The following is a 23,951-nucleotide window of genomic DNA, read 5'->3' on the forward strand; positions in this document are numbered from 1 at the left end:
CAACATCATGGATCCCGTCCTGCTCGCTCTGACGCAGAAGCAGCTCGATCATATCACCCGGCAAATGGGATGGGTGATGATGAAGACCGCGCGCAGTCCCATTTTCTCGCAATCCCACGACTTCTCATGTTTCATAGGGGACGCAGATGGTGCCGTGGTCGCGCAGGCGGACGGCATCCCCATTCATACCGGAAGCGGTGGCTTTGCGTTACGCGCTCTGAAGCAGGCTTTTGGCGGAGATATCGCCGACGGCGATGTTTTTCTGTCCAACGACCCCTATCTGGCGGGCAACAATCATCTGGCGGATTGGACCGTCATGCGGCCCGTCTTCGTCGAAGGCAAGCTGTTCGGCTTCTCGTGCAACCGCGCGCATCAGTCTGACGTCGGAGGAGGTGTCGCTGGCACCTACAACGCGGCAGCGCGAGAGATCTTTCATGAAGGCGTGCGAATCCCGCCCTTGCGGATCGCCCAAAAGGAGATCGTCCGCGACGACATCCTGCGCTTGCTGCTCGCCAATACGCGCTGTCCCGACCTGCTCGTCGGCGATCTGCATGCCATGCTCGGATCGACGCGGATTGGTGCCGAACGACTCGCAGCACTGGCCCGCGACCTCGGCAGCAAACAAGCGCAAGAGCTGTTTCCAAACCTGCTCGACTATGCCGAGCGTCGAATGCGCGCCGAGATCGAGCGGCTTCGACCGGGTCGATATTGCGGCGCCGACGCTAGCGACCATGACTGCTTTGCTGCGGCCAATATCCGGATCGAGGTTTCCCTGACGGTCGAGCGCGAACGGCTGGTGTTCGACTTTTCGGGGTGTTCGCCACAGATCGCGGGGTTCAAGAACAGCCCGCTGGCGAATACCTCGTCGGCGGTCTATCTGGCGGTCGCGACCTTTCTCGACCAGTCATTGCCCCGGAACGAGGGCGCCTATCGGGCGATTCAGATCATTGCTCCCGAAGGCACCATCGTCAACGCAAGGTCGCCGGCCCCGGTCGGCTTTACGACCACGCATCCGGCGCATGAGATCATTACGGCCTGCTGGCAGGCCTTGTCGGGTGCTGCGCCCGATCGCAGCTGCGCAGGGTGGGGCAAGTCGCTTCACCCCGTATCGGCCGGTTCGACCCCGCAAGGCAACGTCTTCGTACTCTATCACTGGCTGGGCTATCCTGCTGCGGGGGCGGTCGCGGAACGTGACGGCTTCAACGTTCTCGGCACGGTCAACACCCTTGGCGGGCTGGTGCTGCCGAATGTCGAAGATCTGGAGCTCGCCTACCCGGTAGAGATCCGCCGCCAGGAATTTCGAACCGACGGGGGAGGTGCTGGCCGGATGCGTGGCGGGACCGGCATCCACTACGAGGCCCGGCAGCTCGTGCCCACCGAAATAACGTTTCGCGACGAGGCGAGCAGGCGGCCATCGGGGAGCGGGGTGATGGGCGGCCAGGCCGGGGCCATCGCGTCGATCCGCTGCCGCGCGGCGGATGGCTCCGTCATTCAGACGCCGGCCTACGGGACCTTGCGCTGTGGCCCCATGGAGATTTCGATCGAGTCGGCCGGCGGAGGCGGATGGGGCGATCCGGTCGAGCGCAGTCCGGACGCAGTGCGTCGTGACGTCGTTGACGAACTCGTCAGCCTGGAAGCGGCGCGGACCATTTATCAGGTCGTGCTGTCGTCCGACTTGTCGCGCGTCGACTACGAGGCGACGCATCGCGAGCGAAGCAAGACACGTTTCACCACGAGCACCCTTGAGGAGATCGCCCAATGGGACCTTTCACGGCAAGAGCCTATGCCTGCAAACGACGCGCAATCATTGCGGCCGCCGTCGCCGTTCAGGTCGCATTAGGGTTCTCACCGGTCTGGGGGCAGAGCCGGAATGAATCCGCGCGGGTCGTCTGGCCGTTCGAGACCAGCTCGCTGGATCCTGCCGGCGCTGGCGTGCAGCGATCCACCTGGGGCGTCTCCTGGCACGTCTACGATCGGCTCGTCACATTCGCGCTGGATCAGCCACGCGACAGCGTCCAGCAGTATCGGCTGGATCAACCGCGCGGCGACATCGCGGAGAACTGGGACGTTTCCGAGGACGGCAAGGTCTACAGATTTCATCTTCGCGGCTCGGCTGCCTTCCACGACGGATCGCAAGTCACCGCCGAGGATGTCAAATGGTCGCTGCAACGCGCCATCAGCCTGCCGACCACGCGCTTCGTTCTCAACCTGGGGGGGCTTGCCAGCGAAGATCAGATCAAGGCGATCGACGCCAAGACGGTAGAGATCGCGCTCACCCGGCCCAATCGCTATCTGCTGCTATCGCTGAGTACGCCGTTCGCGCCGATCATCAACGCCAGGCAGGTGAAGGCTCATCTCACCCCGAATGATCCTTGGGGAACCGACTGGCTGAAGGCAAATGAAGCAGGCAGCGGCGCCTATCAGGTCATGACCTACCGGCCCGATCAGGTTGTCCTGCAGCGCAATGACAAATGGCATGGCGCGCCACAACCGGCCATGCGGTGGGCGGTGTTTCAGACCGTGCCTGAAGATACGACGCGTGTCGCGCTGGTCGAGCGGCGTGCAGCCGATATTGCGGTCGGGCTGACGCCGAACGCCATCGAAGGCGTCGAGCGGCGCGGGCAGGCCAAGCTCCTGCTGATTCCTATGCCGAACCAGTTCGAATTTCTGGTTATGAGCACGCAGACCAAGCCGTTCGACGATGTGCGTGTTCGTCAAGCGATCGCCCATGCCGTCCCGCAGGACGACATCTTTCGAAGTGTATTCCTCAATCGGGGCAAGCCGCTGTTCGGTTCGCCCGAGCAGGCCCAGGGCGCGAGCTTTCCGCAGCCACAAGCTTTCACCTATGATCCGGAGATCGCCCGTAAGCTGCTCGCGGAGGCTGGATATCCGAACGGCTTCGAAACCACCTTGTCGCTATGCACCTGCAAGGCAGAATACTTTGAAAATCTTGCGGTGGCGCTCAAGGATCATCTCGCCCGGGCCGGCGTCCGCGTGACGATCGAGAAGCTGCCGGGGGCGCGCTTCGGCGAGCTGCAGACAGCAAAGCAGATGCCGTTCTATCTCGAGAATCAGGTCGCCTGGCTGAACCTGCCGGACTATTGGATCCGCATCTTCTATCGCGGGAATACGCGTTCGAATTTCTCTGGCTACAACAACCCCGCGCTGGAGCCGTTGCTCGCGAAGGCTGACGAAGCGGGCAGTGATGCCGACTATGAGGCTGCGATGCGCGAGATGATTGCGATCGTGAACCGAGATGTTCCACTCCTGATGTTTCGCCAGGCAGCCCTGGAGGTCGTCATTGGCAAGGACATCGGCAACTACGCGTATTGGTTTCATACTCTTCCCGATGTGCGGTCGTTGACCAGAAATTGAAGAACGCCGGCGGCTCCTCGCCACCCTCTTGGCGAGGAGCAGGTGCTCCCCCATCCGATGCCGTCTGCGGGTTCCGCGGTCGCCTGATCCTGTCATGCTGAAGAGCCTTGTCGAAGAGCTTGGAGCCCGCGATGTTGACCTTCTTCTTGCGCCGCCTGCTCGCGGCGGTGCCGGCGATCTGTACCCTGGTCGTGGCGACGTTCCTCATCATGCGCGTTCTGCCCGGTGATCCGGCGGCTTTCTTCGCCTCGGGCCCCGTCCCAACCGCGGAAGAGACGGCCTATGTTCGTCAGAAGCTCGGCCTTGACCGGTCCATCCCCGAGCAGCTCCTGATCTATGTGAAGGATATCGGTCGGGCCGATCTCGGCATGTCATTCACGACCGGGCGTCCGGTTCTGACGGAGTTGCGCGAGCGCCTGCCGGCCTCGCTGGAGCTCGCCGTCGCGACTCTCCTGCTGGCGCTCGCCATATCCATTCCTCTTGGCGTCGTAGCAGCGATATGGCGCGGTTCCCCGGTCGATCACGTTGCCCGCGTCGTCAGCAGCATCGGCGTATCGATGCCGACCTTCGTCACCGGACTGCTCCTCACTTATGTGTTCTTTCTCTGGCTCGGCATCGCGCCGGAACCCATTGATAGAATCGACATGTTCATCTCCGCGCCGCCGCGTCTGACAGGCTTTCTCCTGATCGACAGCAGCCTGAGCGCGCGTTGGGACGCGCTGCAATCGGCCGCCGGCAGGCTTGTCCTGCCTTGCATCACAATGGCGATTTTCGTGCTGTCGCCGCTGACCCGTATGACGAGATCCGCCATGCTGGGCGTGCTCAGTTCCGATTTCGTGCGTACCGCGCGCGCGATGGGTCTCAGCGATTTCACAGTCTATATGCGCTACGCACTGCGTAACGCGCTGCTGCCGGTTCTGACGACGATGGGGATCGTGTTCTCGACGATGCTTGGTTCGAATGTTCTGGTCGAACGGGTGTTCGGCTGGCCGGGCATTGGCAGCTTCGCGTTGAATGCGCTGCTCGCATCCGACTATGCGCCCGTGCAAGGCTTCGTCCTGCTGATGGGCCTGCTTCTCGTCACCGTCAATCTGGCGATCGACGTCGCTTATGGCCTTGCCGATCCACGCGCACGCAGGGGGGCATGATGCAGTCTTCATCGTTGGTCTCACATGTCTTTCGGGTCGTCACGCTCAGCTGGCTGTCGGTTGGAGCTGTCGCGACTGTCACCATACTCGTGCTGCTGGCCGCGTTCGGACCGATGCTGGCGCCATTCGATCCGTATGCGACCGATCTCGCCCATGTGCGCCTGCCGCCAGGCCCGACACATTGGTTCGGCACCGATCAGCTGGGACGAGACGTGCTGAGCCGAGTGATCGTATCGGCGCGCCTCGACCTTTTCATCGCCGTGTGTGCGGTGACGGCTTCCTTCGCCATCGGCGTCAGCATTGGCGGCCTGTCCGGCTATCTCGGCGGTGCCTTCGATCTCTGGACAAGCCGTATCGCTGAGATGCTGCAGGTCTTTCCGCTGTTCGTTCTGGCCATGGCGCTGGTCGCAGCGCTCGGCAACGACTTGCGCAACGTGATCCTCGCCACCGCGATCGTCAATCTGCCGTTCTATGTGCGTCTGGCGCGCGTCGAGGTGGGCGTGTTGAGCAGCCAGCTCTTTGTCGAGGCAGCGCGCGCTGCCGGCAACGGTGACGGGCGGATCATTGCGCGGGTTCTGCTTCCGAACGTGATGCCCAACCTCATGATCCAGCTGTCCGTCAATCTCGGCTGGGCAATCCTCAATGCAGCAAGTCTGTCCTTCATCGGCCTTGGTATTCGGCCGCCGACGGCGGAATGGGGGATCATGGTCGCCGACGGCGCAGCTCAGGCGATGGCTGGCAATTGGTGGCTTGTCGTCTTTCCGGGCCTGGCGCTGGCTTTGGCGGTGTTTGCCTTCAATCTGCTGGGTGATTCCTTGAGGGACATCCTCGACGTCCGTAGCCGATAGAAGTCGTTGCAAGTGAGCAGGTCATGCTGAAAAGATCCGATCCCCCTCTGATGCGTATTGAAGGCCTGGCCGTCGATTTCGACACGCCGCATGGACGCGTGCCGGCGCTCGATCACGTGTCACTCGAGATTGGAGCGGCGGAGATCGTTGGCATCGTCGGAGAAAGCGGGTCCGGGAAGTCTGTTACGGCCTACTCGATCCTGGGGTTGCTGCCGCGCCAGGCTCATGTTCGATCAGGTTCGATCACTTATCTCGGCCGTTCGCTGCTCGAATTGCCCGAGGCCGAGCTGAAGGCCATTCGTGGAAGCGAGATTTCCATGGTCTTTCAGAGTCCGCAGACGGCTCTCAATCCGATCAGGCCGGTCGGCGCGCAGATCAGCGACGTTCTGAGGGCGCATAGTCCGCTGCGGGGACGTGACGCTGATCTGAAAGCTGTCGAAGCCTTGCGCGCGGTGCACATTCAAGCCCCCGAGCGTCGTGTCCACGCCTATCCGTTCGAAATGTCCGGCGGAATGTGTCAGCGCAGCGTGATTGCAATGGCGCTGGCGTGTACACCCCGATTGCTGTTGGCCGACGAGCCGACCACCGGCTTGGACGTCACCACCCAGAAAGCCATCATGGAGCTGCTGGTGGAGTTGAACCGCTCGCGCGGGATGTCCACCATGTTCATCACCCATGATCTCGGGCTGGCGGCGCAATATTGTGATCGTGTCATCATCATGGAGCGGGGCCGGGTTGTCGAGCAAGGGCCGACCGAGCAGATCTTCATTCGTCCGCAACACGTCTATACACGAAAGCTGTTGAGTGCGACACCGCAGGGCCATGACAAGTTGACGGATCTGCTTCCTCCCCGTGAGCCAGACGTCTCCGGTCTGGTCCGGACGCTGCCAGAACGGACACGAACGCGAGACACTGCAACGGTGCCGGTTCTCAGCGTCCACGGACTGACGCACGATTATGAGCTGCAGAAATCACCCCGCCTGCTGTCGCGGCTCATGGCGCCTTGGCGCGGCCGCGCCGAGATTGCGCCGTCGTCGTTCCGCGCGGTCGATGATCTCAGCTTCGAGGTGCATCAGGGCGAATGTGTCGGACTCGTTGGCGAGTCAGGGTCGGGCAAGACGACGACATCGCGGCTGATTGCCAAGTTGATCAAGCCCTCGGCGGGATCGATCAGGCTCAATGGTGAGGAGATCGCTGATGCCGATCCCAGGTCCTTTGCGAGGTCAGGCAAGCGGCGGCTGATTCAGATCGTGTTTCAAGATCCTGCCAGCAGCCTGGATCCGCGCCGGACGGCGTTTGAAGCCATTGCCGACCCGCTGCTTCGTCTCGAACAGATGAAGAGGTCTGATCTCGAACCGCGCATCCACAGTATCTGCGACCTGGTCGAGTTTCCGAAAGCGCTGCTCGGCAGGTACCCGCATCAGCTCTCCGGTGGCCAGAAAGCTCGAATTGGCATTGGCCGCGCGATCTCCGTGAACCCTGCGCTGGTCGTGCTCGACGAGCCGACCTCGGCGTTGGATGTCTCCGTGCAGGCGGTGGTGCTCAATCAGCTGGACAGGCTGAAACGGGCTTTGGGCCTGTCCTATCTGTTCGTGAGCCACGATCTCAACATCGTCCGCCTGATGTGCGATCGCGTCATGGTCATGAAGGGAGGCCACATCGTTGAGCAGGCCGCGGTCGCAGATCTGTTCGGCAGACCGCAACATGCGTATACCAAGGCCCTTCTCGACTCCATTCCTCGAATTGAATTTCGAGGCCCAAATGAGCTGGGTTCCAACCTCGAGAACAGCTGGCGAAATGTGGATGCGATCACTCGGATCTGACCGGAGCGGCGCTACGTCAGGTTCGGCCGGCAGCCAGAGGTTTGTTTCGGTACACGAGATAGATTCCGGCGACAATGAGGGCTGTTCCAGCGGCGTGTTGGGACGATATGGTTTCAGAAAGCAGGATGAAACCGAATACGCCGGCCGAGATCGGCGCCGCTGTAACAAAGATTGCGATTCTGGCTGCCGACGCCTGTTCGATCGCCCACGACCATAGCAGCAACACGCCGGCTCCTCCCACGGACCCACAGAACAGGACCGCCCCCCAATCGCCGGCAGCAAACAGCGCTATTCGTCCCATCTCTCCGGTCGCCCAGGTCAATCCGAATAGCACAATCCAGCCGCCGAAACAGGCAAGGGGGACGATGGTTTGGGCGGGATGACGCATCAGCATCCGAGCGGCGCAGACGTTGAACAGAGCCAACAGGATGGTCGTGAAAAGCACCAGCGCATCACCATGATTGATGGCAAGTGGCGTCCCGGAAAGGAGTTGCCCTGAAAGGCCGACCGCAACTCCGACAAGCGCGCAGCAACAGCCCGCAAGTCGCCAAAGGGTGCATCTTTCATGGCCCAAGATCGCGGCGAACGTCAAGGTGAGGAGGGGGCTCGTGCAGATCACGAGGGCTCCTCGCGAGGCGGTGGTGTATCGCATGGCGGCTGTCAGGAGCCATGGGCAGAGCCCGGCGACCACAGCGCCGAGCCCGAGGATCGTCACACAGTCGCGGGCTGGCGGCCAGCGCGCCCGCCAGAGAAGTGGCGCGAGGCACGCTGCGGCAATCGTACAGCGAAGCAGCGCGACGAGCAGGGGGTCGTGGTGCTGGACGACCAGACGCGTCACCACGAGCTGAGCGCCATTGGCGCAGCTCGAAATGATTGCAGCCATAGCCGCCATTCCGGGCGTGGCACAACGGCCGGTCATTAGAAGTCCGTCGGTCCGGCGCCGCCTCCCATATGTCTCCTCCCGGTCCTGTCTGAAAGATCGAGCAATTCTGCAAAGTCCGGATGCGCGCCGGCCTCCATGGCTGCGAGCAGCAATGTCGCTTCAGCCAGCAACGAAGCGAGTTGTTTTTCATCTCAACGGCACGCGAAATCGGTGTCATGAGCCCCGAGCCTTCGACAGTGCCATCCGCCGCACGGGCCTCTCTTAAGCCTAGTATGAGATCCATCCTGTGCACAGCTACCAATCCAGGTAGTGCCCGGGACGCAGTCGCGCGATCGCTATGAAACGGAACCATGCGCGAGCCGCTTCGGGGCCGGCTCCATAAGCGCATTACTCGTCGCCGCGCGAGCGGAGAAGCTCGGCCATCTGCAGCATCTTTCGGCGAATCCGCTCGTCGGATATACCGAAATAAAGCTCGAGCAGTTGGCGAGACTCGCGTTTGGTGACAAGCTCACTGAAGTCCGCCGTCGGGTCGTGAGACGCCTCTGGCGCGGCGGCGCGCGCCTTGGCGTCAATCTCGTCAAAGAACCAGGCGATCGGAACGGCAAGCTGGTTTGCGATCTCGTACAGCCGAGATGCGCTGATCCTGGTCTCGCCCGCTTCATACTTCTGAATGAGTTGAGCTGTCACGCCGAGGCGTCTTGCCAGGTCATCCTGGCTGAGATCGAGCAGGTTCCGTCGCAGGCGCAACCGCGTTCCCACATGCTGGTCGACATGGTTGGGCTTCTTGGATGACCTCCTGAGCCGCTTGCCTTGGTTTCGGGACGCTGCGGGGTGCCGGTCAGGGATCTGTTTGGAAGTCGCCACGTCCGACTACCTCATGCCATATCGAAGATGGTTGTCCATGAAGCATCAATCTCAGCTTGAAACAATCAACCAGAATTATGTCATTCGCGCTACAACTACAGAGGATAGACCGAATGCGATCGTCGCAGGCCATGGTTCAATGTGCGCGATGTAGCAAGGGGCAAGGGATGTCGATGCAGGATTGCTGTCCTCAATCTGGACGCGTGCCTTCCAATCTGAAGATCGATCATGGTCCGGTCAGCCTCCTAGGACGCTTCTTCCTTGCCGCCGACACCGCCGCCCGAGAGCGCGGCATCAGCGTCTATTTTGCGAGCCTACAGGATTTGCTCGGCATCAACAGCGCAAATTCCGACAGCTGGCGGCCGCTGGTGCCGATTTTCCAGCCCGACCTCGGCGGCGCGACAGCTGAGAACACCTTCGTCATGGTCGGGAAAGACAGGGACGGAGAGGTCGTCGCGACACAGGCGGGTCGGTACTACGACTGGACGGACACGACCTTGTTCGAGGAAGCCAGCTCGCTTCGCATGTTCTACGCAAATCCGGCAGCCGCCTCGGCGCGCGGAGACGGTTGTACAATTGCCACTCCGGTGGCGTCCACGATATCGGGCAGGGTCGTATTTTCCGGCGCCGGCTGGTACCGGCCCGATTTTCGCGGCAGGGGGTTGGCGCGTATCATGCCCCGGATTTCGCGTGCCTATGCTCATGCGCGCTGGAATACGGATTTCACGATCAGCATGATGGCCGACGCCGTGATTGCTGGAGGGATGGCAGATCGCACCGGCTATACCCGGATCGAGCGATCGAGCGTCGAACTGGTCGTATCTCCGCTCGGGTCGATGCGCTGTGGTCTTGTCTGGATGCCGGTGCAGGAGATGCTGGCCGATCTGGAGGCCGCCATAAGCGTAGGCTGGAGTGAGCAATCGGATCCGCGCGCAGCTGCGATATGAGCGGAACCGGCTTTCGATGGCGGAGGTAGGCATGCAAGGGTCAATGGGGCATCGGGAAGCCGAGGCATATGTCAGGCGTCTGTTCGCGTGTATCGACGCTCAGGACTGGGCAGGCTTGTCCAGCCTGCTGGACGACGGAGCCGTCTATGAGCGTCCCGGATATGAGCCCTTTGTCGGCAAGCTGGCGATCATGCAGTTCTATCGTCAGGAGCGCATCGTGGCCTCGGGAGAGCACCTGCTCGAGCAGGTGCTGAGCAATGGCGAGCAGATCGCCTGCTGGGGCAGCTTTACGGGCCGGGACAAGGACGGACATCCCCTGAAGGCCAGATTTGCAGATGTCTATCATCTCAGTGCTGGCCGCATCGGCCTCCGGCGGACGTTCTTTGACAGCCCGGCGCTCTGATCGGCACAGCGGCCACGCTCTCTCGGCACGAGCCGTCCACACGACGGGTGTGGCGGCCCGGGGACCGGGCAGCAGCCATCGGCCCGGCAGGCGCGATGATCATTGCCGGTGCTTGATCGTTTTGGCTGGACATCGTCTGGGCCAATGCGTGTACAGCGCGGGCGTCAGGCCGTCATGGCGCGCGTTTCGGAACGCAAGGCTGCCGCCTGCTGCAATGCCTCCCCGTCCATTCCTGTGCAGGCCAGCCCAAGATGGGACAGCACTGTCGGCGCGATATCGGTGACGCGTGCGGGCGACGTGCGGATCTGACCCGGACGGAAGCCTTTGCCCCATGCCATCAGGAATGGGGCCTGCTCGTAGGTTCCGAGCCCTCCATGCTGTCCGCATCCAAGTCGGTCGGGCTTGCCAAGCGCAGGCTTGGCCGCGAGGCTCGAACCGCGGATTCCAAAGCGGTTGGGGACATCGCTGGAGCGCATGGAAACAGCAAAAGCAAGGCCGCCGGTGTGAGCTTGTCCAACACGGTCGAGCTCGTCCGGTCCGAAGACCTGTCCGGCCCAATCGCTGCGTTCCAGAAACGATCGCACGTTTTGCAGCGGGGGGCCGCGCTGGGAATCGACATAGATCAAGGCCGAAGTACCGTTCGAGATGGCCAGAATCTCGTCAGATGCATGATTGGCTTTGAGACCCGCGGTGATCAGCGCTGCATCGATGTCGACGATGTCCTCGACCGTTTGATGACCGTGATCCGATCCGATCAGAAGGAGGATGTCCTCGCCCTGGTCGCGCTGTCTTTCGACGGCTGCGATCACCTCGGCGGCCCGACGATCCGCCTCCGCCAGAACGGCAAGATGGTCAGGAGAACCGAGCGGTGCGTTGTGTTGAATATGGTCCGGTTCGCCAAGCCACAATACGCCCACGGCAGGGCGACGCCTGACCAGAACGTCATCGATGAAGCGCGCCGTCATGCTGGCGTCCCCGCGGCTATCCAGCGTGACGTCCAATCGATCGCCGGCTGCGACTTCGATGCGGCCAGGTCCGAACGAGCCGGCCCGGTGATAGACAAATCCATGCCCGTCGGGATCATGAGCATAGGCAGCCCCGGGGGACACGTTGCTGAAGACGATCTGGCCCCCCACGGTCTTGACGCGTTCCGCCAGGGTCGGCACTTGCAGTGAGGATCCAGTGACGCGGCGCTTGTGTTGCAGAAACTGCGGATCTCCGGCGTCGCGCAGCACCAACCTGCCGGCTTCGATCAAGGCCACGGAGTTGCCTTGCAGTCCATGCCTTGCAGGCGTGCATCCGGTTGCAACACTCGCCGACACGACGCGTGTGCACGACGGAAAGACGGTGCGGTAGTCTTCGAACCATTCGGCCTGCGCGGCGAAACCTGCGAGATGGGGCGTGGTCGCAGGCGAAACGAGGTCCCGTCGAAGTCCGTCGAGGATGATGATGACAACCCGCTTCATGGTCAAAGATCCACCTCATTGAGTGCGACACTGAAAATATCGAAATTGCGTAAGGTCCGCTCGGCGGGCGTGCCCTGGCTCGCGCGAAGCCGATGAGACAGGATGAAGGGGACGCGCTGCTCGGCGAGGCCGCCATGCGAGCGCAGCCTTGCGCCCGCCAGGTTGGAAAGCTCGTGGTCGCACGCTCGGGCGCCCAGGGCGATTCCTTTTGCTCCAATCACGCAGACGTCGCCCTCGCGGTCGCGCGGCAGCTCGAAGCGTGCGGCCGCTTCATCTCCGGTCAAGGCGAGGCCGACGCCGGGAAGCCCTGCAAGAAACGAAACGACGTCTGACGCGCGCAGGACTGGATCCAGCAGGTGAACCCGGACGAAGCCGCCGAGCGCGCCGTGATGGCGGACGAACGGGTCGGTGATGGGGCAGATCACCCGCGTCCGCCCGAGGCCAAGGGCTGCGTCGAGCTGATCGCCGAGATACATGACATTGGGCGACCCATCGGCGCGCGCCATATCACTCATACCGTGGTCGGCGACGATCCCGACGAGCGCGCCCTCGGCAAGCAGTGCGCCGAGCCTCTGATCCACCTCGGCCATGAAAGCCAGGGCCTCCGGCTCGTGCGGCGCATGGGCGTGCTGGACGTAGTCGGACAGCGACAAATAGATCAGATCAGGGCGATGATCCGCCAAGAGCCTGAGACCGGCGTCCAGGACGAACAGCGACAGGTCCGCCGAATATTGATGAGGGACGGAGCGGCCGATCCGCGCGGGCACGTCTGCAATGCCATGCTCGGCTTCGCTGCAGCAATCCGCCTTCTCGGCAGAGAACACGATTCCCTTGAGGTCCTTGCCAAGCGCCTTGCGGAGCTTGTCCTTGGCCGTCACGGCGGCCACCTTGGCTCCGGCACGGGAGAAGGCGGACAGGATCGTCGGCGCTCGCATCGGTGATGCGTCTACCATCATCACCTCCTCTCCGCTCGTCCGATCGATGTAGAAGTTGCCCGACACCCCGTGGTGCGCGGGCGCGACCCCGGTGACGATCGACACGTTGTTTGGATTGGTGAAGGTCGGCATCGCCGCGAGCGCCGTGGTCGCAAAGCCGTCCCGCCGCATGCGATCGAGGGCAGGGATGATGCCCGCGGCGCTCGCAGCCGCAATATAGTCTGGAGCGCAGCCGTCGAAGCAGATGATGACCGTGGAAACGCGCGGCCAATTGTAGACCCGTCCGTTCACTTCGATTTGCGCGTCGGAATTCGTTGTCGGCTCGGTGGCGGATGAATATCGCATCAATGATCAACCCCTGTTGGCAGGCGGCAGGTGTGAGCAATCCAGGCTGCGTTCTGAAGCAGCTCACGGTCAGAGCCATGACGCCCAATGAGCTGGAGACCGATCGGCAAGCCGTGTGCGCCGCAAAGCAGCGGCAGTGAGACGACCGGCAGACCGCACAGGCTCCAGGGCATCGCGAGGCTCCCGGAGCCGGGACCTTCATCGAGCCGTGTCGCCTCGCCCAGCGCCGACAACGTCACAAGCGCGTCGTGATGCGCGAACAGCTCCGAGCTCAGTCTGTTCAGGCGATCGGCCGTCGCGTTCAACTCGATGTAACGTTTTGCGCTGAGCGCATGGCCCGCGGCGATGCCGTCCTGCAGCGGTGGACACAGCCTGGCAGACAGATGCTGGGGGAGATCGCCGAAGCGGGCCGCCAGATGAGCGTTCAAAAGGCCAAGAGCCACCTCGATCGCATGGCCGAACTCGCTCGGAAGATCCAGCTCGTGGACTGCGGCAGGCAACGCATCAATGAAGGCGGTTAAAGCCTCGTCCGCGTCCGTTGCGACCTGCTCGAATCCCGGTCCGCGCACCACGGCGAGCCTTGGGGGGTGTCCGATCCGGTCGGCGGCGCCGTCGACAACGGGATCAAATGCGCCGGCAAACAAGCAGAGATCCTGGATGGATCTTGCGAGATAGCCAATCTGTGCAAGCCGAGGCACCAGGATGTTGGAGCCTTCCATGCTCGTAGAGCCGAACGATGGCTTGAACGCATACGCTCCGCAGAATGATGCCGGCAGGATTGTCGAGGCGGTGTGCTGAGTCCCGAGTGCGAGAGGGACCATTCGGTCGACCACAGCCGCCGCTGAGCCGGCTGAAGACACGCCAGGCGAACGTCCAAGATCATTGGGATTGCGGGTTGCGCTCGGATGATACATGCCGAACTCCGACGTCGTCGTCTTGCCAATGATGATGGCGCCGGCTCGCCTGAGGATCGCGACCGCCGCGGCGTCCGCCGCCGGGCGACGGTCGCGCAGCAGGCTGCTGCCATATTCTGATGGCATGTCGATCGTATCGAAGACATCCTTGATGCCGACGGGCAGGCCATGGAGCGGTCCGGCGAGCCGGCCCTCCGATTGGGCCTTGTCGGCGAGGGCCGCCTGCTCGCGCGCCACGTTCGTCGCGACGTGACTGAAGGCGCGGACGTCGTCGTCGCGTGCGGCGATGCGGCCGAGGCAGGCCTCGAGCAGTGCGGTTGCAGACAGGCGGCCGTCGCGGATGGCCAACGCTGCAGCGGTCGCCGTCAACAGCGAAGGATCGCAGTCCATCTCGCACAGCTTACGTCGGGTGAGTGGGGCCGCGCTCGTCATGATCTGCCTGTCTCCTCGAGGGTTTCGGCGGCGAATGCGGACATGACGGGTCTACGCAGGCGCGCACGCCACGCGAACGCGCGCCGGGGAACGATGCCGTCCCGAAAGGTCAGGACGCAGAACGCAAAGACAACGCCCTGGAGCACCTGCACCCAGGCACCAAAGGGAGCAAGAAAGTGCTGCATCGTGACCAGGACCGCAGCGCCGACCAAGGGTCCGCTCAATGTGCCGAGGCCGCCGATGAGGCACATCAGAACAGCCTCTCCGGAGAGGTGCCAGTGTGCGCCGGACAACGTCGCGAGCTGAAAGGCAACCGCGCTCAGTGACCCGGCGAGGCCGGCACAGCCGGCGGCGATCGCGAAGGCGAACAGCTTGAGGCCCCAGGCGTTCTGACCGAGAGACAAGGCGCGCCGCTCGTCGTCGCGGACTGCGACAAGCATCATCCCGAGCTGAGACGACAACAGCCGCTTGATGCCGAAATGGACGGAGCAGAAGGCGATCGCGGCGAGCGCATAGACGGCGAGATCGTTGCGCAGATCGATCAGACCAAACAGGACACCGCGTGGCACCGCCTGCAGCCCGTCCTCGCCATGCGTAAAGCTCGACTGCACGAACACGAAATAGACCATCTGGGCGACGGCCAGCGTGATCATGGCTTGATAGATGCCACGCCGCCGGATCGCCAGCGCTCCCATGACGACGCCGAGCAGAACAGCGGCAGTGATCCCGGCCAGCATGGCCAGCTCCGGGGACATCGCCCAGTGCTTCAGCGCATATGCGGTGACATAGGCGGCCGTCCCGTAGAGAGCCGCCTGTCCGAACGACATGACACCGGCGAACCCCAGCAGGAAGTTGAACGACGCGGCAAGAATCGCAAAGCAGAAGATCTTGACCAGGAAGATCGGGTAGAGCAGTGCCGGCGGGACAGCGAGTGCAGCTGCGATGATGACGACGATCAGGATGCGCTCGTATTTTCGTTCCGCCCGTGCATCAAGCATGGCGGCGGGCGGCGGCGGAATGCCGGCAAAGGAATGATGACGCAACACCTCGATGCCGAACAGGCCCTGTGGCCGGACCGACAGGACGATGCACATGAAAGCGAAGATCATGACATCGGCCGCTTGCGGGAACACCGCCAGCGTCGCGCTCTCGAGCAACGCCAGGCAGTAGGCCGCCAGGATCGTCCCTCCGAGCGAGCCCATCCCGCCGATCACAATGATGGCGAAGACAACGAGCAGGACGTTGGAGCCCATCAGCGGACTCACCTGATAGATCGGCGCCGCAAGAGCGCCGGCGAGGCCCGCGAGAGCCGCGCCCAGCCCAAAGGTTGCCGTCATCACCACAGGAATCGGCACGCCCAGCGCTTCGGCCATCGAGGCGTTCTCGGAGGCCGCCCGAAGCGTCGCTCCAGCCTTGGTTCTTGCGATCGCGATCCACACCCCGAGACAAACGGCAAGGGCGACCAACACCACCCACAGCCGGTAGACGGGAAACACCGCATAGCCGAGATCGACCACGTCCGACAGCCAGACGGGCGTCGTGAAAGGCAGTCCGCTCGAGCCGAAAATGACCTGAAATCCGCCCTGGATCGCGGTTGCGAGCCCGAAGCTCAGCATGAATCCGTAGAGCGGATCGAGACCGTAGGTCCGCCGCAGCAAGAGCCGCTCCAGCACCATCCCGGCCGATCCAACCAGAACGGCGGCCGCACACAGGCCCATCAGGTAGGGAAGACCAAGGCGTGCAACGGCCGCCCAGGCGGCAAATGCACCCATCATGTAGAGCGCGCCGTGAGCCATGTTGAGGATGTTCAAGAGCCCGAAGATCAATGCGAGGCCGAGGCAGAGCAGGGCGTAGAAGGATCCATTGACCAGACCGATGGTGAGATAGGAGAGAACGAGGCTCGACATGCAGATTCACACAGCAACGTATTTGGAGAGGCGCGCTTCGATCCGCTCGGCCTCGCTGGTCGGGCAATTGTCGACAACCAATCCGTTTTCGATTGCAACAACCCGGTCAGCGACGCCCAGCACGAAAGCGAGGTTCTGTTCGACCAGCAGGATGGTGTAGCCGCGCTGCTTGAGCACGCTGATCGCCTGTTCGATCTGTCGGATGATGATGGGGGCCAGCCCCTCCGTCGGCTCGTCCAGCAGCAGAGTTCGGGCACCGGATCGCAGGATCCGCCCGATTGCCAGCATCTGTTGTTCGCCGCCGCTCAGCTGCCCGCCGAGATGGCGGGTCCGCGACCGCAGATTCGGGAACAGTTCGAAGATCTCATCTTCGCTCATGCCGATGCCGCCCAGCGTGGGCGATAGCGCCATGTTCTCGGCCACGGTCAGGCTCGCGAAGATCCCTCGCTCTTCCGGACAGTAACCGAGACCAAGATGCGCGCGCTCCGATGGACGCAGCGAACGCACCTCGCGCCCCTGCACCAGCACATGCCCCGATTGCCGCTGCAACAGGCCCATGATGGCGCGCAGGATGGTGCTCTTGCCGGCCCCGTTGCGGCCCAGCAACACGACCACCTCGCCCTCCGATACGGTGACGTCGACCCCAAACAGCGCCTGGCTCTCGCCATACCAGGCCTTGAGATTGGATATCGCAAGAGGAAGGCTTGTTTCTCGTCGTTCCGGATCAAGCATCAGCGACTGCACCGAGATAGGCTTCGCGGACGCGGTGGTCGCGCGCAACGTCTTGATAGGATCCGTCGCTCAGAACGGCTCCGTTCGCCAGGACGGTGACGTGGTCCGCGAGCCGTTCGACGACCTTGAGATTGTGTTCAACCAGCAGGACGCAGCAATCCTGCGCTGCGTCGGCAATCATCTCGACGACTGGACCGATGTCTTCCCGCCCGAGCCCCGACGTCGGCTCGTCGAGAAGCAGGAGGCGAGGTTTGAGCGCGAGCGTGGTTGCAATTTCGAGCAGGCGCCGCCGCCCATAGGGGAGTTCACGCGCCTGCCTGCGTCGGTCGCAGGTCAGGCCAGCCTGTGCCAGGAGAGTCTCGCTGTGCGGAGTGAGGTCGTCGCCGACGCGACGGCGCAACAGCCGGAGTGGCGGGCTGGCATGCGCCTGCGCCACCAGCATGTTCTCTTCGACCGACAATTCGGGAAAGACAGCGCAGATCTGGAAGGATCGTGCGAGCCCGAATCTGGCCAGCCGATTGGCAGGCCAGGCCGTGACGTCGCGTCCGAACAATTCGATCTGGCCGCAGGTGGGCTTGATGAAGCCGCTGATCGCGTTGAACAGGGTCGACTTGCCAGCTCCATTCGGGCCGATGACCGCGTGAATGCAGCCATCCCGAAGGTCGAGCGACACCTCGTTCAAGACGACGAAATCCTTGAACTGAACCGTCAGACCACGAACTTTCAGCACGAGGTCGGTCGGCGGCGGGGCAGAGACGGCTCTCGGATCTTCGAAAGCCTGGAGCGAGGCGCTGGCTGCCATGTTTATTGCGCCCTGGCCGCTTGCGAGCTGCAGCCGGATGCCGATGCGGGACGGAATGCCGCGCTCGCAGGAACCGAGGCTGTGCGGACGTAGAAGTCCCACGGCTCCTTGCTTTCGGCCGGCGCCTTCACGCGATAGACGCCGATCTCATAGGTTACTCGTCCATTCGCCTGAATGTGCGCTTCGCGGCCGAAGCGGTCGACCGGCAGCTGGCGCATCTGGTCGTTGACGGAAGCGGCGTCGTCGCTGTGCGCCGCCCGTGCGGCCTTCAAATAGTGCAGCACGCTGACATAGACGCCGGCCTGCTCACGCGTCGGCATCCGTCCGTGGGTGGCAAAGAACCGCCGGGCGAATGAGCGCGTCGCATCGTTGTCGTTCCAGTAGAAGCCGGTGCTGATGATCAGGTTCTGCGCCGTCTCCAGACCGATACTGTTGATATCGGTCACGAAGGCATGCAGCGCGGCCAGCTTTTGCCCGGCCCGCGCGATCCCGAACTGGCCGGCTTGCTTGATGGCGTTGACGGTGTCGGCTCCGGCGCTGGCAAGCGCGATCACCTCGGCGGAGGAGCTGCGTGCCCTCACCAGGAGCGTGGAAAAGTCGGCGGTGCCGAGCGGATGGCGAGCGCTGCCGATCACCTTTCCGCCGCGCTCGTCCACGACCTGTTGGGCCGCTCCCTCGAGATCATGGCCAAAGGAATAATCCGCGGTGAGGAAGAACCACGTCGTCAAGCCCTGGTCGAGCAGCGACGCCGCAGTGCCGCGCGCCAGCGCATAGGTATCGTCGGTCCAGTGCGTGACATAGGGCGAACAATAGCGGCCCGTGATGTCGGTGGAGGCTGCGCCGGATATCAGAAGCGAGCGCTTCTTGTCGGTGGCGAGCGGGATCAGTCCGAAAACCACACCCGAATGCGGCAGATCGACGATGGCGTCGACGCCGCGCCGGTCGAACCATTCTCGGGCGATGCTGGAGGCGATGTCCGGCTTGTTCTGATGATCTGCCGTGATGATCTCGATCGGGGTGCCGTCAACGGTTCCTCCGAAATCGGCAACGGCCATCCGGGCCGCGAGAATCGAGCCGGGACCACCAACGTCGGCGACGACGCCGCTCTGATCCCCCATGACGCCGATGACGACCTTGCCGTCCGAGAATTCCGCCAATGCGGCACTCATCGAGACGGAGAGAAATGCAACCGACAGCAGAATGCTTCGCATGGTCAGCCCCCTATCAATGTTGGTAGGGGGGTGCATAACCGGGCTCGCTGACACATTTGTGACGGTATGGGTACAATTGAGCTGTCCGGGATGGTGGTTGTCGTAGCGAGCGCCACGGGGCACACAGGGGTTCTGACCCAAACCGACTCAGGCTGTGACGTGACCCCCTCAAACCTGAAACTGCGCGACGGCGAGACCGACAACGCCGATACGATCCTGGAAGATCGGGTCCTGGTTGCCAGAATATGCTGGTACTACTTCAAGGAAGGGCAGACCCAGGAGGCGATATCGCAGCGGCTGAACATGACGCGGAAGCGGGTCAACCGGATCCTCGGGCTCGCGCGGGAAAGCGGCTTCGTGCAGATCACGATCACCGATCCCGCCGGTCAGCGAACGAAACTCGAGGCGGAGCTCGCTGTGCGATACGGCTTGACGCAAGCTATCGTGGTTCCAACCCCCATGAGTGACCCGGACGTCAGGTCGTTTCTGGGAGCCGCAGCTGCCAACTACGTCGCTGAACAGCTCCCGGCGGACGGCTCGATTGGGATCACCTGGGGAGGGACGATCAACGCTGCCGCCCAGAACCTGAGGCCGCGTCAGGGGCAGAACACCAAGGTCGTCCTGCTCTGCGGCGGATTGGCGGAAAGCGCGCCAATCAATCCTTACGACAACGCCGCGATGATCGCACGCGCACTCGGAGCCCGCTGTTATTATCTCACCGCGCCCATGTTCGTCGACGATGCGGCCTTCCGCGACCTCATCGTAGACAGCGAGCCGGTTCGCTCCGTGTTGGCCATGGTGCCAAATCTGGACATGGCACTTTTGAGCGCGATTGACCTTTCCGAGCAGTCAAAGGTGCTCGAATACAACGTCATCTCGCGCAAGACCTGGACGTCGCTGCGAGCGGCCGGCGCGGTCGGAGACATTTGCGGCCACTACCTCGATCGCAGTGGCAAGCGGGTGGATCATCCGCTGTCGCGGCGGACCATCAATCCGCCTTGGGACCACATTCATCGGATCAAGCACCGGGTTCTGGCAGCCGGCGGACTTCAGAAGGTCGCGATCATTCGCGCCGCGCTGCTGGCCGGGCTCTGTCATGTTCTCGTGACTGACGAAAGTGCGGCGGAGAAGCTGCTGATCGACTAGGTGCGCATTGCCGGCGGAGCCGCTTCGTTCGTGGCGCGGCGGCTCGATGGACTTTGAATTCTCGCTCTGCGGCCAACCGGCGATGCAGGTCGAGGGCCCTAGACCGGCCAGGGCAGAGAGTAGGTCTTCACCTGCGTGAAGCTGCGCATCGCCTCCAGGATACCCTCCTTGTGACCCAGGCCGGACTGCTTGATGCCGCCGAACGGCGTGAGTTCGGTGCGATAGCCGGGAACTTCCCACACATTGACGGAGCCGACCGCGAGGCCCTCGATGAGCCTCGTGAGGTGATCGAGGCGGTTCGAGCAGATGGCGGCGGATAGTCCGAACTTGGTGGCGTTCGCAGTCGTGATGATCTCGTCGATATCATTGTTGCATCGGATGATCGGCAGAACCGGGCCGAACGTCTCCTCGGCAACGAGCTCGCAAGCGGGCGAGACATGATCGAGCAGGGTGGGAGGATAGAAGGCGCCGCGAGGCTCACCGCCGAGCAGGAGCCGGGCACCCGCCGCGACCGCTCCGGCAACGCGCCTCTCAATCAACTGGGCTGCGTCTTCGCTGATGACGGTGCCGAGATCAACGGAAGGGTCGCCGGGGTCGCCTGTTGAGAGCTGCTGCATGTGGTGCAGGGCCCGCTCGGCGAAGTGATCGGCGAGCTCCTCGACGACGAGCGCCCGCTTCACGGCCGTACAGCGTTGACCGGAATGTCTGACCGCGCCCTGCACGGCCAGATGCGCGGCGCGATCGACGTCGGCATCGGAAAGGACGATGAAGGGATCGTTCCCGCCCAGTTCGAGGACGAGTCGCCGATACCCTGCGCGTTCCGCGATGTGGTGCCCGACGCCAACCGACCCTGTGAACGTCACGAGCTCGGCGTCCTCATCGGTGAACACGCAATCTCCAAGATCGCGCGGCGTTCCGGTCACGATCGAAAGCATGCCCCCTGGCAGGCCTTGTTCACGGAGAATGCCGCCCAGCGCGAGCGCCGTCAGGGGCGTCTGCTCCGATGGCTTGAGCACCACGCGGTTGTTGGTCGCAATTGCCGGCGCCAGCTTGTGGCTGACCAGGTTCAGCGGATGATTGAAGGGGGTGATGGCCGCGATGGCCCCGGCAAGCGGGGTGCGCATCGTAAAAGTGCGCCGCGGATGAGGGGTTCCGCCGATGTCTCCAGGGTAGATCTCGCCATCATTTTGAATCAGCGCATGGGCGGCAAATGACCAGACGTCGCAGGCGCGCCTGGTTTCATGCAGGGAGTCCCTCAGACAGAGACCGGTCTCGGCAGTTATGAGCTGTGCGAGCCGGTCTCGATCTCTTGCAATCGCACGCGCAGTCCCGAGCAGGATCTCCGCCCTTTCGCGGCGGCTCAGCTTCGGGCGGAAGCGTGCGGCTGCCGCGAACGCAGCCCGTATTTGGCGTGGCTCTGCCTGCGGGACCGTCCCAACGAGCGCGCCGGAATACGGATTCCTGACTTCAATGACGCGATCTGCGTCTGCTGGTGCTCCAGCCAGGAACATCGGCTGGTAGACCGGCTCAACGGCGTGCATGTGTCGATCCCTCAACTGAAAGTCCGCTTCGGCTGACGCTTGCTCGAGGCTTGTCAGCCTCGTCGATTGGGCTGAATGACGCTCTGACCACCCTGCCGCGCGAAGATTGCTGTTCGCGCTGCCAGATCACGATCGTGACGCTCATGATGATCAGCAGGCAGGCAAGCACCGTTCGCAATGTGAGCTCCTCCCCCTTCAGGATGAACGCCGACGTCAGTGCGACGACCGGAATGAGAACAAGGCTCTGAGATGCGATCCGCGCCGGAATTGAGGCCAGCGCATAGTACCAGGCGACAAATGCGAGGCCGGTCGCAACGATACAGTTGAACGCGATCGGGACGGCGAGAGCTGAAAGGTACTTGACGTCGAAGTGCGGTTCGATGGCGGCTGAGGCCATCATGACTGCCATCCCCGACGTGGCGAGCTGGAATATGGTCCGGCTCCAGACGTCGACATGGCTGCGGGATCGGTTGGCGAGCCAGCTCCCCAAAGCCCAGCAGATCGCAGCAATCAGCAGCAGGGCAACGCCTTCCACGTTGTCGAAAGTCATTGGCGCGGCCGTCGGCCCGATGCCGTTCGCGCTCAGCAGCACAATGCCGCCAAGTCCGCTCGCGATCGCTGCAAGCTCGAAGCCGGTCTGCCGCCTTCCGTCAAAGACCCATTCAATGATCGCAAGCCAGAGCGGCATTGTATAGAAAATGAGAGCACTTCGACCGATGTCGAGATATTGCAGCCCAACCAGGCTCAGACCAAGCCCGCAGGCCATCTGCAGCATGCCGACGGCAAACAGGTTCAGCCGTCCGCGATCGCCGATGCGGAGCTGATACCCCAAGGCAAGGCGCGCCACCGCGATCGCCGCCGCGCCGCCGAGAAGACGCAGTCCTGTAAAGAACAGGGGCGGCGCGACCTGCAGCGCGTCCTTTATGACGAGCCAGTTCATGCCCCAGATCAGGATCACGAAGATCAGGCAGAGGGCTGCCGAAACGGCCGGCTTGCGGGCCATCACATCGCTCCCCTTTGGCCGGCAGCTGACATTTCAAGAACAGATCGCCCCATGGCGTCCTGGAATCGACGCTTGTTCCCGACAGGCGTATGGCGGGTGGTCACGCGCGGAAGCGTTGCGGGATGGGAGCGATTGATCTTGCAGAGCAGGAAATGCGGGCCCTGCGTCCTCGCACAGTGCTCCATTGCTGTCAGGATGTGTCCGGCTTCGACGCAACGCACCGACGAGCGATAGCCGCAGGCGGATGCGACAAGATCCAGGGACGAGCTTCGTGACGTCGACGCCTGTCCACCGGTGGATGCATAACTTTCATTGTCGAGCACGACATGGATGAGGTTCTGGGGTTTGGTGTGGCCAATCGTGGACATGACGCCCATGTGCATCAGCGCGCCGCCGTCGCCATCCAGTGCGAGCACGGGACGGTTGGGCATGGCGATGGCGAGGCCCGCCGCCAATGCGCTGCAGTGACCGAGCGAACCCTGCATGTAGAAATTCTCGGGACGATCGTTGACCCGGAAGAGCTCTCGCGTGATGAATCCGGTCGTCGAGATGATCGGCGTGGTCGGATCGAGCCGCTGGCAGATCAGTTCGATCGCCTCTGCCGCGCTGAGCGGGTAATCGAGCGGTGCGTCGGGGGCCACTCCCGCGGAGCTCGGCGTGAGCTGGCCCTTTCGCAACAGCACAGCAAAAGGTGCCTCCTGCCGATGCGCTTCAGCGGCGCAGATGAGAAGCCGATCCAGTCCGCCCGTCGTTCCGTCGAACTCGTCCCAGTCGATGGCGAGTTGATCCAGGATCGCCTTCGTCGCGGCACCCATGAAGATGTGCTGCGGCTCATCTGCGCTCTCGTCGGGATGCCCTCGCACCGAGATCAGCAACAGGACCGGGATCCTGTTGACCATCAACAACGAGGTGAGTGGATTGACGACGTGACCAAGACCGGAGTTTTGCAGCGCGACGACGGCTCGCTGGCCGGACAGCGCAGCGCCAGCGGCGAGCGCTACCGCGCTGCCCTCGTTGGCCGCGGGTACGTCGGTCAACGCACTGCTTTCGGCCGCCCTCTCAAACAGGTCAGCGAAGTGCGAGCACGGAACGCCCGAGAAGAACGTGTAGCCTGCTGCACTCAATCTCGATAGGAGAACGCTCGTCGGCACGGACATGTCTTTTGCTCCTGCACAAGGGCATTGGGAGCGGCTCTGCCGCCCCCAATGAATCGACGTCCTGTGGCC

20 protein-coding genes and 1 pseudogene are annotated in these 23,951 nt (G+C 62.9%); 8 read left to right on the forward strand and 13 right to left on the reverse strand.

Annotation, left to right across the window (positions count from 1 at the left end; genetic code table 11):
- Positions 1–7: 7 nt before the first annotated feature.
- From ACQR1B_RS26215 to nikE, 5 genes are all read left to right on the forward strand, one after another.
- Positions 8–1,840, forward strand: a complete 1,833-nt coding sequence (locus tag ACQR1B_RS26215; protein WP_434834955.1) for a hydantoinase B/oxoprolinase family protein — start codon at positions 8–10, stop codon at positions 1,838–1,840.
- A complete protein-coding gene (locus ACQR1B_RS26220; RefSeq protein ID WP_434834956.1) occupies positions 1,759–3,375 on the forward strand; it encodes an ABC transporter substrate-binding protein in 1,617 nt (538 codons plus the stop codon). The genes ACQR1B_RS26215 and ACQR1B_RS26220 overlap by 82 nt, the downstream gene beginning before the upstream one ends.
- 131 nt (positions 3,376–3,506) lie before the next feature.
- The gene (locus tag ACQR1B_RS26225) at positions 3,507–4,523 is read left to right on the forward strand and encodes an ABC transporter permease (protein ID WP_434834957.1); all 1,017 of its coding nucleotides are present in this window, start codon (positions 3,507–3,509) and stop codon (positions 4,521–4,523) included.
- Entirely contained in the window at positions 4,520–5,371 is an 852-nt protein-coding gene (locus ACQR1B_RS26230; RefSeq protein ID WP_434834958.1) for an ABC transporter permease, read from the forward strand. The genes ACQR1B_RS26225 and ACQR1B_RS26230 overlap by 4 nt, the downstream gene beginning before the upstream one ends.
- 23 nt (positions 5,372–5,394) lie before the next feature.
- Positions 5,395–7,194 carry a nickel ABC transporter ATP-binding protein NikE gene (gene nikE, locus ACQR1B_RS26235; protein WP_434834959.1) on the forward strand — a complete coding sequence of 600 codons (1,800 nt, stop codon included), beginning with the start codon at positions 5,395–5,397 and terminating at the stop codon, positions 7,192–7,194.
- A gap of 16 nt (positions 7,195–7,210) precedes the next feature.
- Here the strand turns inward: nikE and ACQR1B_RS26240 are convergent, their stop codons facing one another.
- Positions 7,211–8,077, reverse strand: coding sequence for a DMT family transporter (locus ACQR1B_RS26240; RefSeq protein ID WP_434834960.1), 867 nt, complete (start codon positions 8,075–8,077; stop codon positions 7,211–7,213).
- 387 nt (positions 8,078–8,464) lie between these two features.
- On the reverse strand, positions 8,465–8,941 hold the full coding sequence (locus tag ACQR1B_RS26245; RefSeq protein WP_434834961.1) for a helix-turn-helix domain-containing protein: 477 nt from the start codon (positions 8,939–8,941) through the stop codon (positions 8,465–8,467).
- 167 nt (positions 8,942–9,108) lie between these two features.
- Here ACQR1B_RS26245 and ACQR1B_RS26250 point away from each other — a divergent pair, with 167 nt between their 5' ends.
- Complete coding sequence (locus tag ACQR1B_RS26250) at positions 9,109–9,888, forward strand: hypothetical protein (protein WP_434834962.1); 780 nt, start codon at positions 9,109–9,111, stop codon at positions 9,886–9,888.
- A 31-nt stretch (positions 9,889–9,919) separates the two neighbouring features.
- Positions 9,920–10,291, forward strand: a complete 372-nt coding sequence (locus ACQR1B_RS26255) for a nuclear transport factor 2 family protein (RefSeq protein WP_434871351.1) — start codon at positions 9,920–9,922, stop codon at positions 10,289–10,291.
- A gap of 164 nt (positions 10,292–10,455) precedes the next feature.
- On the opposite strand, the gene ACQR1B_RS26260 is transcribed toward ACQR1B_RS26255, so the two are convergent.
- The 8 genes and pseudogenes from ACQR1B_RS26260 to ACQR1B_RS26295 all read right to left on the reverse strand — a co-directional run bounded on the left by ACQR1B_RS26260 (position 10,456) and on the right by ACQR1B_RS26295 (position 19,035).
- Positions 10,456–11,757, reverse strand: coding sequence for an alkaline phosphatase family protein (locus tag ACQR1B_RS26260; protein WP_434834963.1), 1,302 nt, complete (start codon positions 11,755–11,757; stop codon positions 10,456–10,458).
- A 2-nt stretch (positions 11,758–11,759) separates the two neighbouring features.
- A complete protein-coding gene (phnA, locus tag ACQR1B_RS26265) occupies positions 11,760–13,037 on the reverse strand; it encodes a phosphonoacetate hydrolase (protein WP_434834964.1) in 1,278 nt (425 codons plus the stop codon).
- Positions 13,037–14,383 carry an amidase gene (locus ACQR1B_RS26270; protein WP_434834965.1) on the reverse strand — a complete coding sequence of 449 codons (1,347 nt, stop codon included), beginning with the start codon at positions 14,381–14,383 and terminating at the stop codon, positions 13,037–13,039. Before ACQR1B_RS26270 ends, phnA begins: the two co-directional genes overlap by 1 nt.
- A complete protein-coding gene (locus ACQR1B_RS26275; RefSeq protein ID WP_434835108.1) occupies positions 14,380–15,381 on the reverse strand; it encodes a branched-chain amino acid ABC transporter permease in 1,002 nt (333 codons plus the stop codon). The genes ACQR1B_RS26270 and ACQR1B_RS26275 overlap by 4 nt, the downstream gene beginning before the upstream one ends.
- A 54-nt stretch (positions 15,382–15,435) precedes the next feature.
- A pseudogene (locus ACQR1B_RS26280) lies at positions 15,436–16,290 on the reverse strand (branched-chain amino acid ABC transporter permease); the annotation flags it as partial.
- A gap of 6 nt (positions 16,291–16,296) precedes the next feature.
- A complete protein-coding gene (locus tag ACQR1B_RS26285; protein WP_434834966.1) occupies positions 16,297–17,034 on the reverse strand; it encodes an ABC transporter ATP-binding protein in 738 nt (245 codons plus the stop codon).
- Positions 17,015–17,824 carry an ABC transporter ATP-binding protein gene (locus ACQR1B_RS26290; protein ID WP_434834967.1) on the reverse strand — a complete coding sequence of 270 codons (810 nt, stop codon included), beginning with the start codon at positions 17,822–17,824 and terminating at the stop codon, positions 17,015–17,017. Before ACQR1B_RS26290 ends, ACQR1B_RS26285 begins: the two co-directional genes overlap by 20 nt.
- A gap of 2 nt (positions 17,825–17,826) precedes the next feature.
- Positions 17,827–19,035, reverse strand: a complete 1,209-nt coding sequence (locus tag ACQR1B_RS26295; RefSeq protein WP_434834968.1) for an ABC transporter substrate-binding protein — start codon at positions 19,033–19,035, stop codon at positions 17,827–17,829.
- A gap of 159 nt (positions 19,036–19,194) precedes the next feature.
- Between ACQR1B_RS26295 and ACQR1B_RS26300 the strand changes: the two genes are divergently transcribed.
- Entirely contained in the window at positions 19,195–20,181 is a 987-nt protein-coding gene (locus tag ACQR1B_RS26300) for a sugar-binding transcriptional regulator (protein ID WP_434834969.1), read from the forward strand.
- Between the two features lie 98 nt (positions 20,182–20,279).
- Here ACQR1B_RS26300 and phnY read toward each other — a convergent pair whose 3' ends face one another.
- Genes phnY through aepY form a run of 3 tightly spaced genes read right to left on the reverse strand, consistent with a single transcriptional unit; the run spans position 20,280 to position 23,882 of the window.
- On the reverse strand, positions 20,280–21,722 hold the full coding sequence (gene phnY, locus ACQR1B_RS26305) for a phosphonoacetaldehyde dehydrogenase (RefSeq protein WP_434834970.1): 1,443 nt from the start codon (positions 21,720–21,722) through the stop codon (positions 20,280–20,282).
- Positions 21,709–22,725: a DMT family transporter gene (locus ACQR1B_RS26310; RefSeq protein WP_434834971.1), complete on the reverse strand. Its 1,017-nt coding sequence runs from the start codon at positions 22,723–22,725 to the stop codon at positions 21,709–21,711. Before ACQR1B_RS26310 ends, phnY begins: the two co-directional genes overlap by 14 nt.
- A complete protein-coding gene (gene aepY / locus ACQR1B_RS26315) occupies positions 22,725–23,882 on the reverse strand; it encodes a phosphonopyruvate decarboxylase (protein WP_434834972.1) in 1,158 nt (385 codons plus the stop codon). The genes ACQR1B_RS26310 and aepY overlap by 1 nt, the downstream gene beginning before the upstream one ends.
- Positions 23,883–23,951: the final 69 nt, after the last annotated feature.

Source organism: Bradyrhizobium oligotrophicum (assembly GCF_051168495.1).
GTDB lineage: Bacteria > Pseudomonadota > Alphaproteobacteria > Rhizobiales > Xanthobacteraceae > Bradyrhizobium > Bradyrhizobium oligotrophicum_A.

Bases quoted from the DNA above. Each gene is read 5' to 3' on its own strand.
- ACQR1B_RS26215 (WP_434834955.1), top strand. From the start codon at position 8: ATGGATCCCGTCCTGCTCGCTCTGACGCAGAAGCAGCTCGATCATATC.
- ACQR1B_RS26220 (WP_434834956.1), top strand. From the start codon at position 1,759: ATGGGACCTTTCACGGCAAGAGCCTATGCCTGCAAACGACGCGCAATC.
- ACQR1B_RS26225 (WP_434834957.1), top strand. From the start codon at position 3,507: ATGTTGACCTTCTTCTTGCGCCGCCTGCTCGCGGCGGTGCCGGCGATC.
- ACQR1B_RS26230 (WP_434834958.1), top strand. From the start codon at position 4,520: ATGATGCAGTCTTCATCGTTGGTCTCACATGTCTTTCGGGTCGTCACG.
- nikE (WP_434834959.1), top strand. From the start codon at position 5,395: ATGCTGAAAAGATCCGATCCCCCTCTGATGCGTATTGAAGGCCTGGCC.
- ACQR1B_RS26240 (WP_434834960.1), bottom strand. From the start codon at position 8,077: ATGGCTGCAATCATTTCGAGCTGCGCCAATGGCGCTCAGCTCGTGGTG.
- ACQR1B_RS26250 (WP_434834962.1), top strand. From the start codon at position 9,109: ATGTCGATGCAGGATTGCTGTCCTCAATCTGGACGCGTGCCTTCCAAT.
- ACQR1B_RS26255 (WP_434871351.1), top strand. From the start codon at position 9,920: ATGCAAGGGTCAATGGGGCATCGGGAAGCCGAGGCATATGTCAGGCGT.
- ACQR1B_RS26260 (WP_434834963.1), bottom strand. From the start codon at position 11,757: ATGAAGCGGGTTGTCATCATCATCCTCGACGGACTTCGACGGGACCTC.
- phnA (WP_434834964.1), bottom strand. From the start codon at position 13,037: ATGCGATATTCATCCGCCACCGAGCCGACAACGAATTCCGACGCGCAA.
- ACQR1B_RS26270 (WP_434834965.1), bottom strand. From the start codon at position 14,383: ATGACGAGCGCGGCCCCACTCACCCGACGTAAGCTGTGCGAGATGGAC.
- ACQR1B_RS26275 (WP_434835108.1), bottom strand. From the start codon at position 15,381: ATGCTTGATGCACGGGCGGAACGAAAATACGAGCGCATCCTGATCGTC.
- ACQR1B_RS26290 (WP_434834967.1), bottom strand. From the start codon at position 17,824: ATGGCAGCCAGCGCCTCGCTCCAGGCTTTCGAAGATCCGAGAGCCGTC.
- ACQR1B_RS26295 (WP_434834968.1), bottom strand. From the start codon at position 19,035: ATGCGAAGCATTCTGCTGTCGGTTGCATTTCTCTCCGTCTCGATGAGT.
- phnY (WP_434834970.1), bottom strand. From the start codon at position 21,722: ATGCACGCCGTTGAGCCGGTCTACCAGCCGATGTTCCTGGCTGGAGCA.
- ACQR1B_RS26310 (WP_434834971.1), bottom strand. From the start codon at position 22,725: ATGGCCCGCAAGCCGGCCGTTTCGGCAGCCCTCTGCCTGATCTTCGTG.
- aepY (WP_434834972.1), bottom strand. From the start codon at position 23,882: ATGTCCGTGCCGACGAGCGTTCTCCTATCGAGATTGAGTGCAGCAGGC.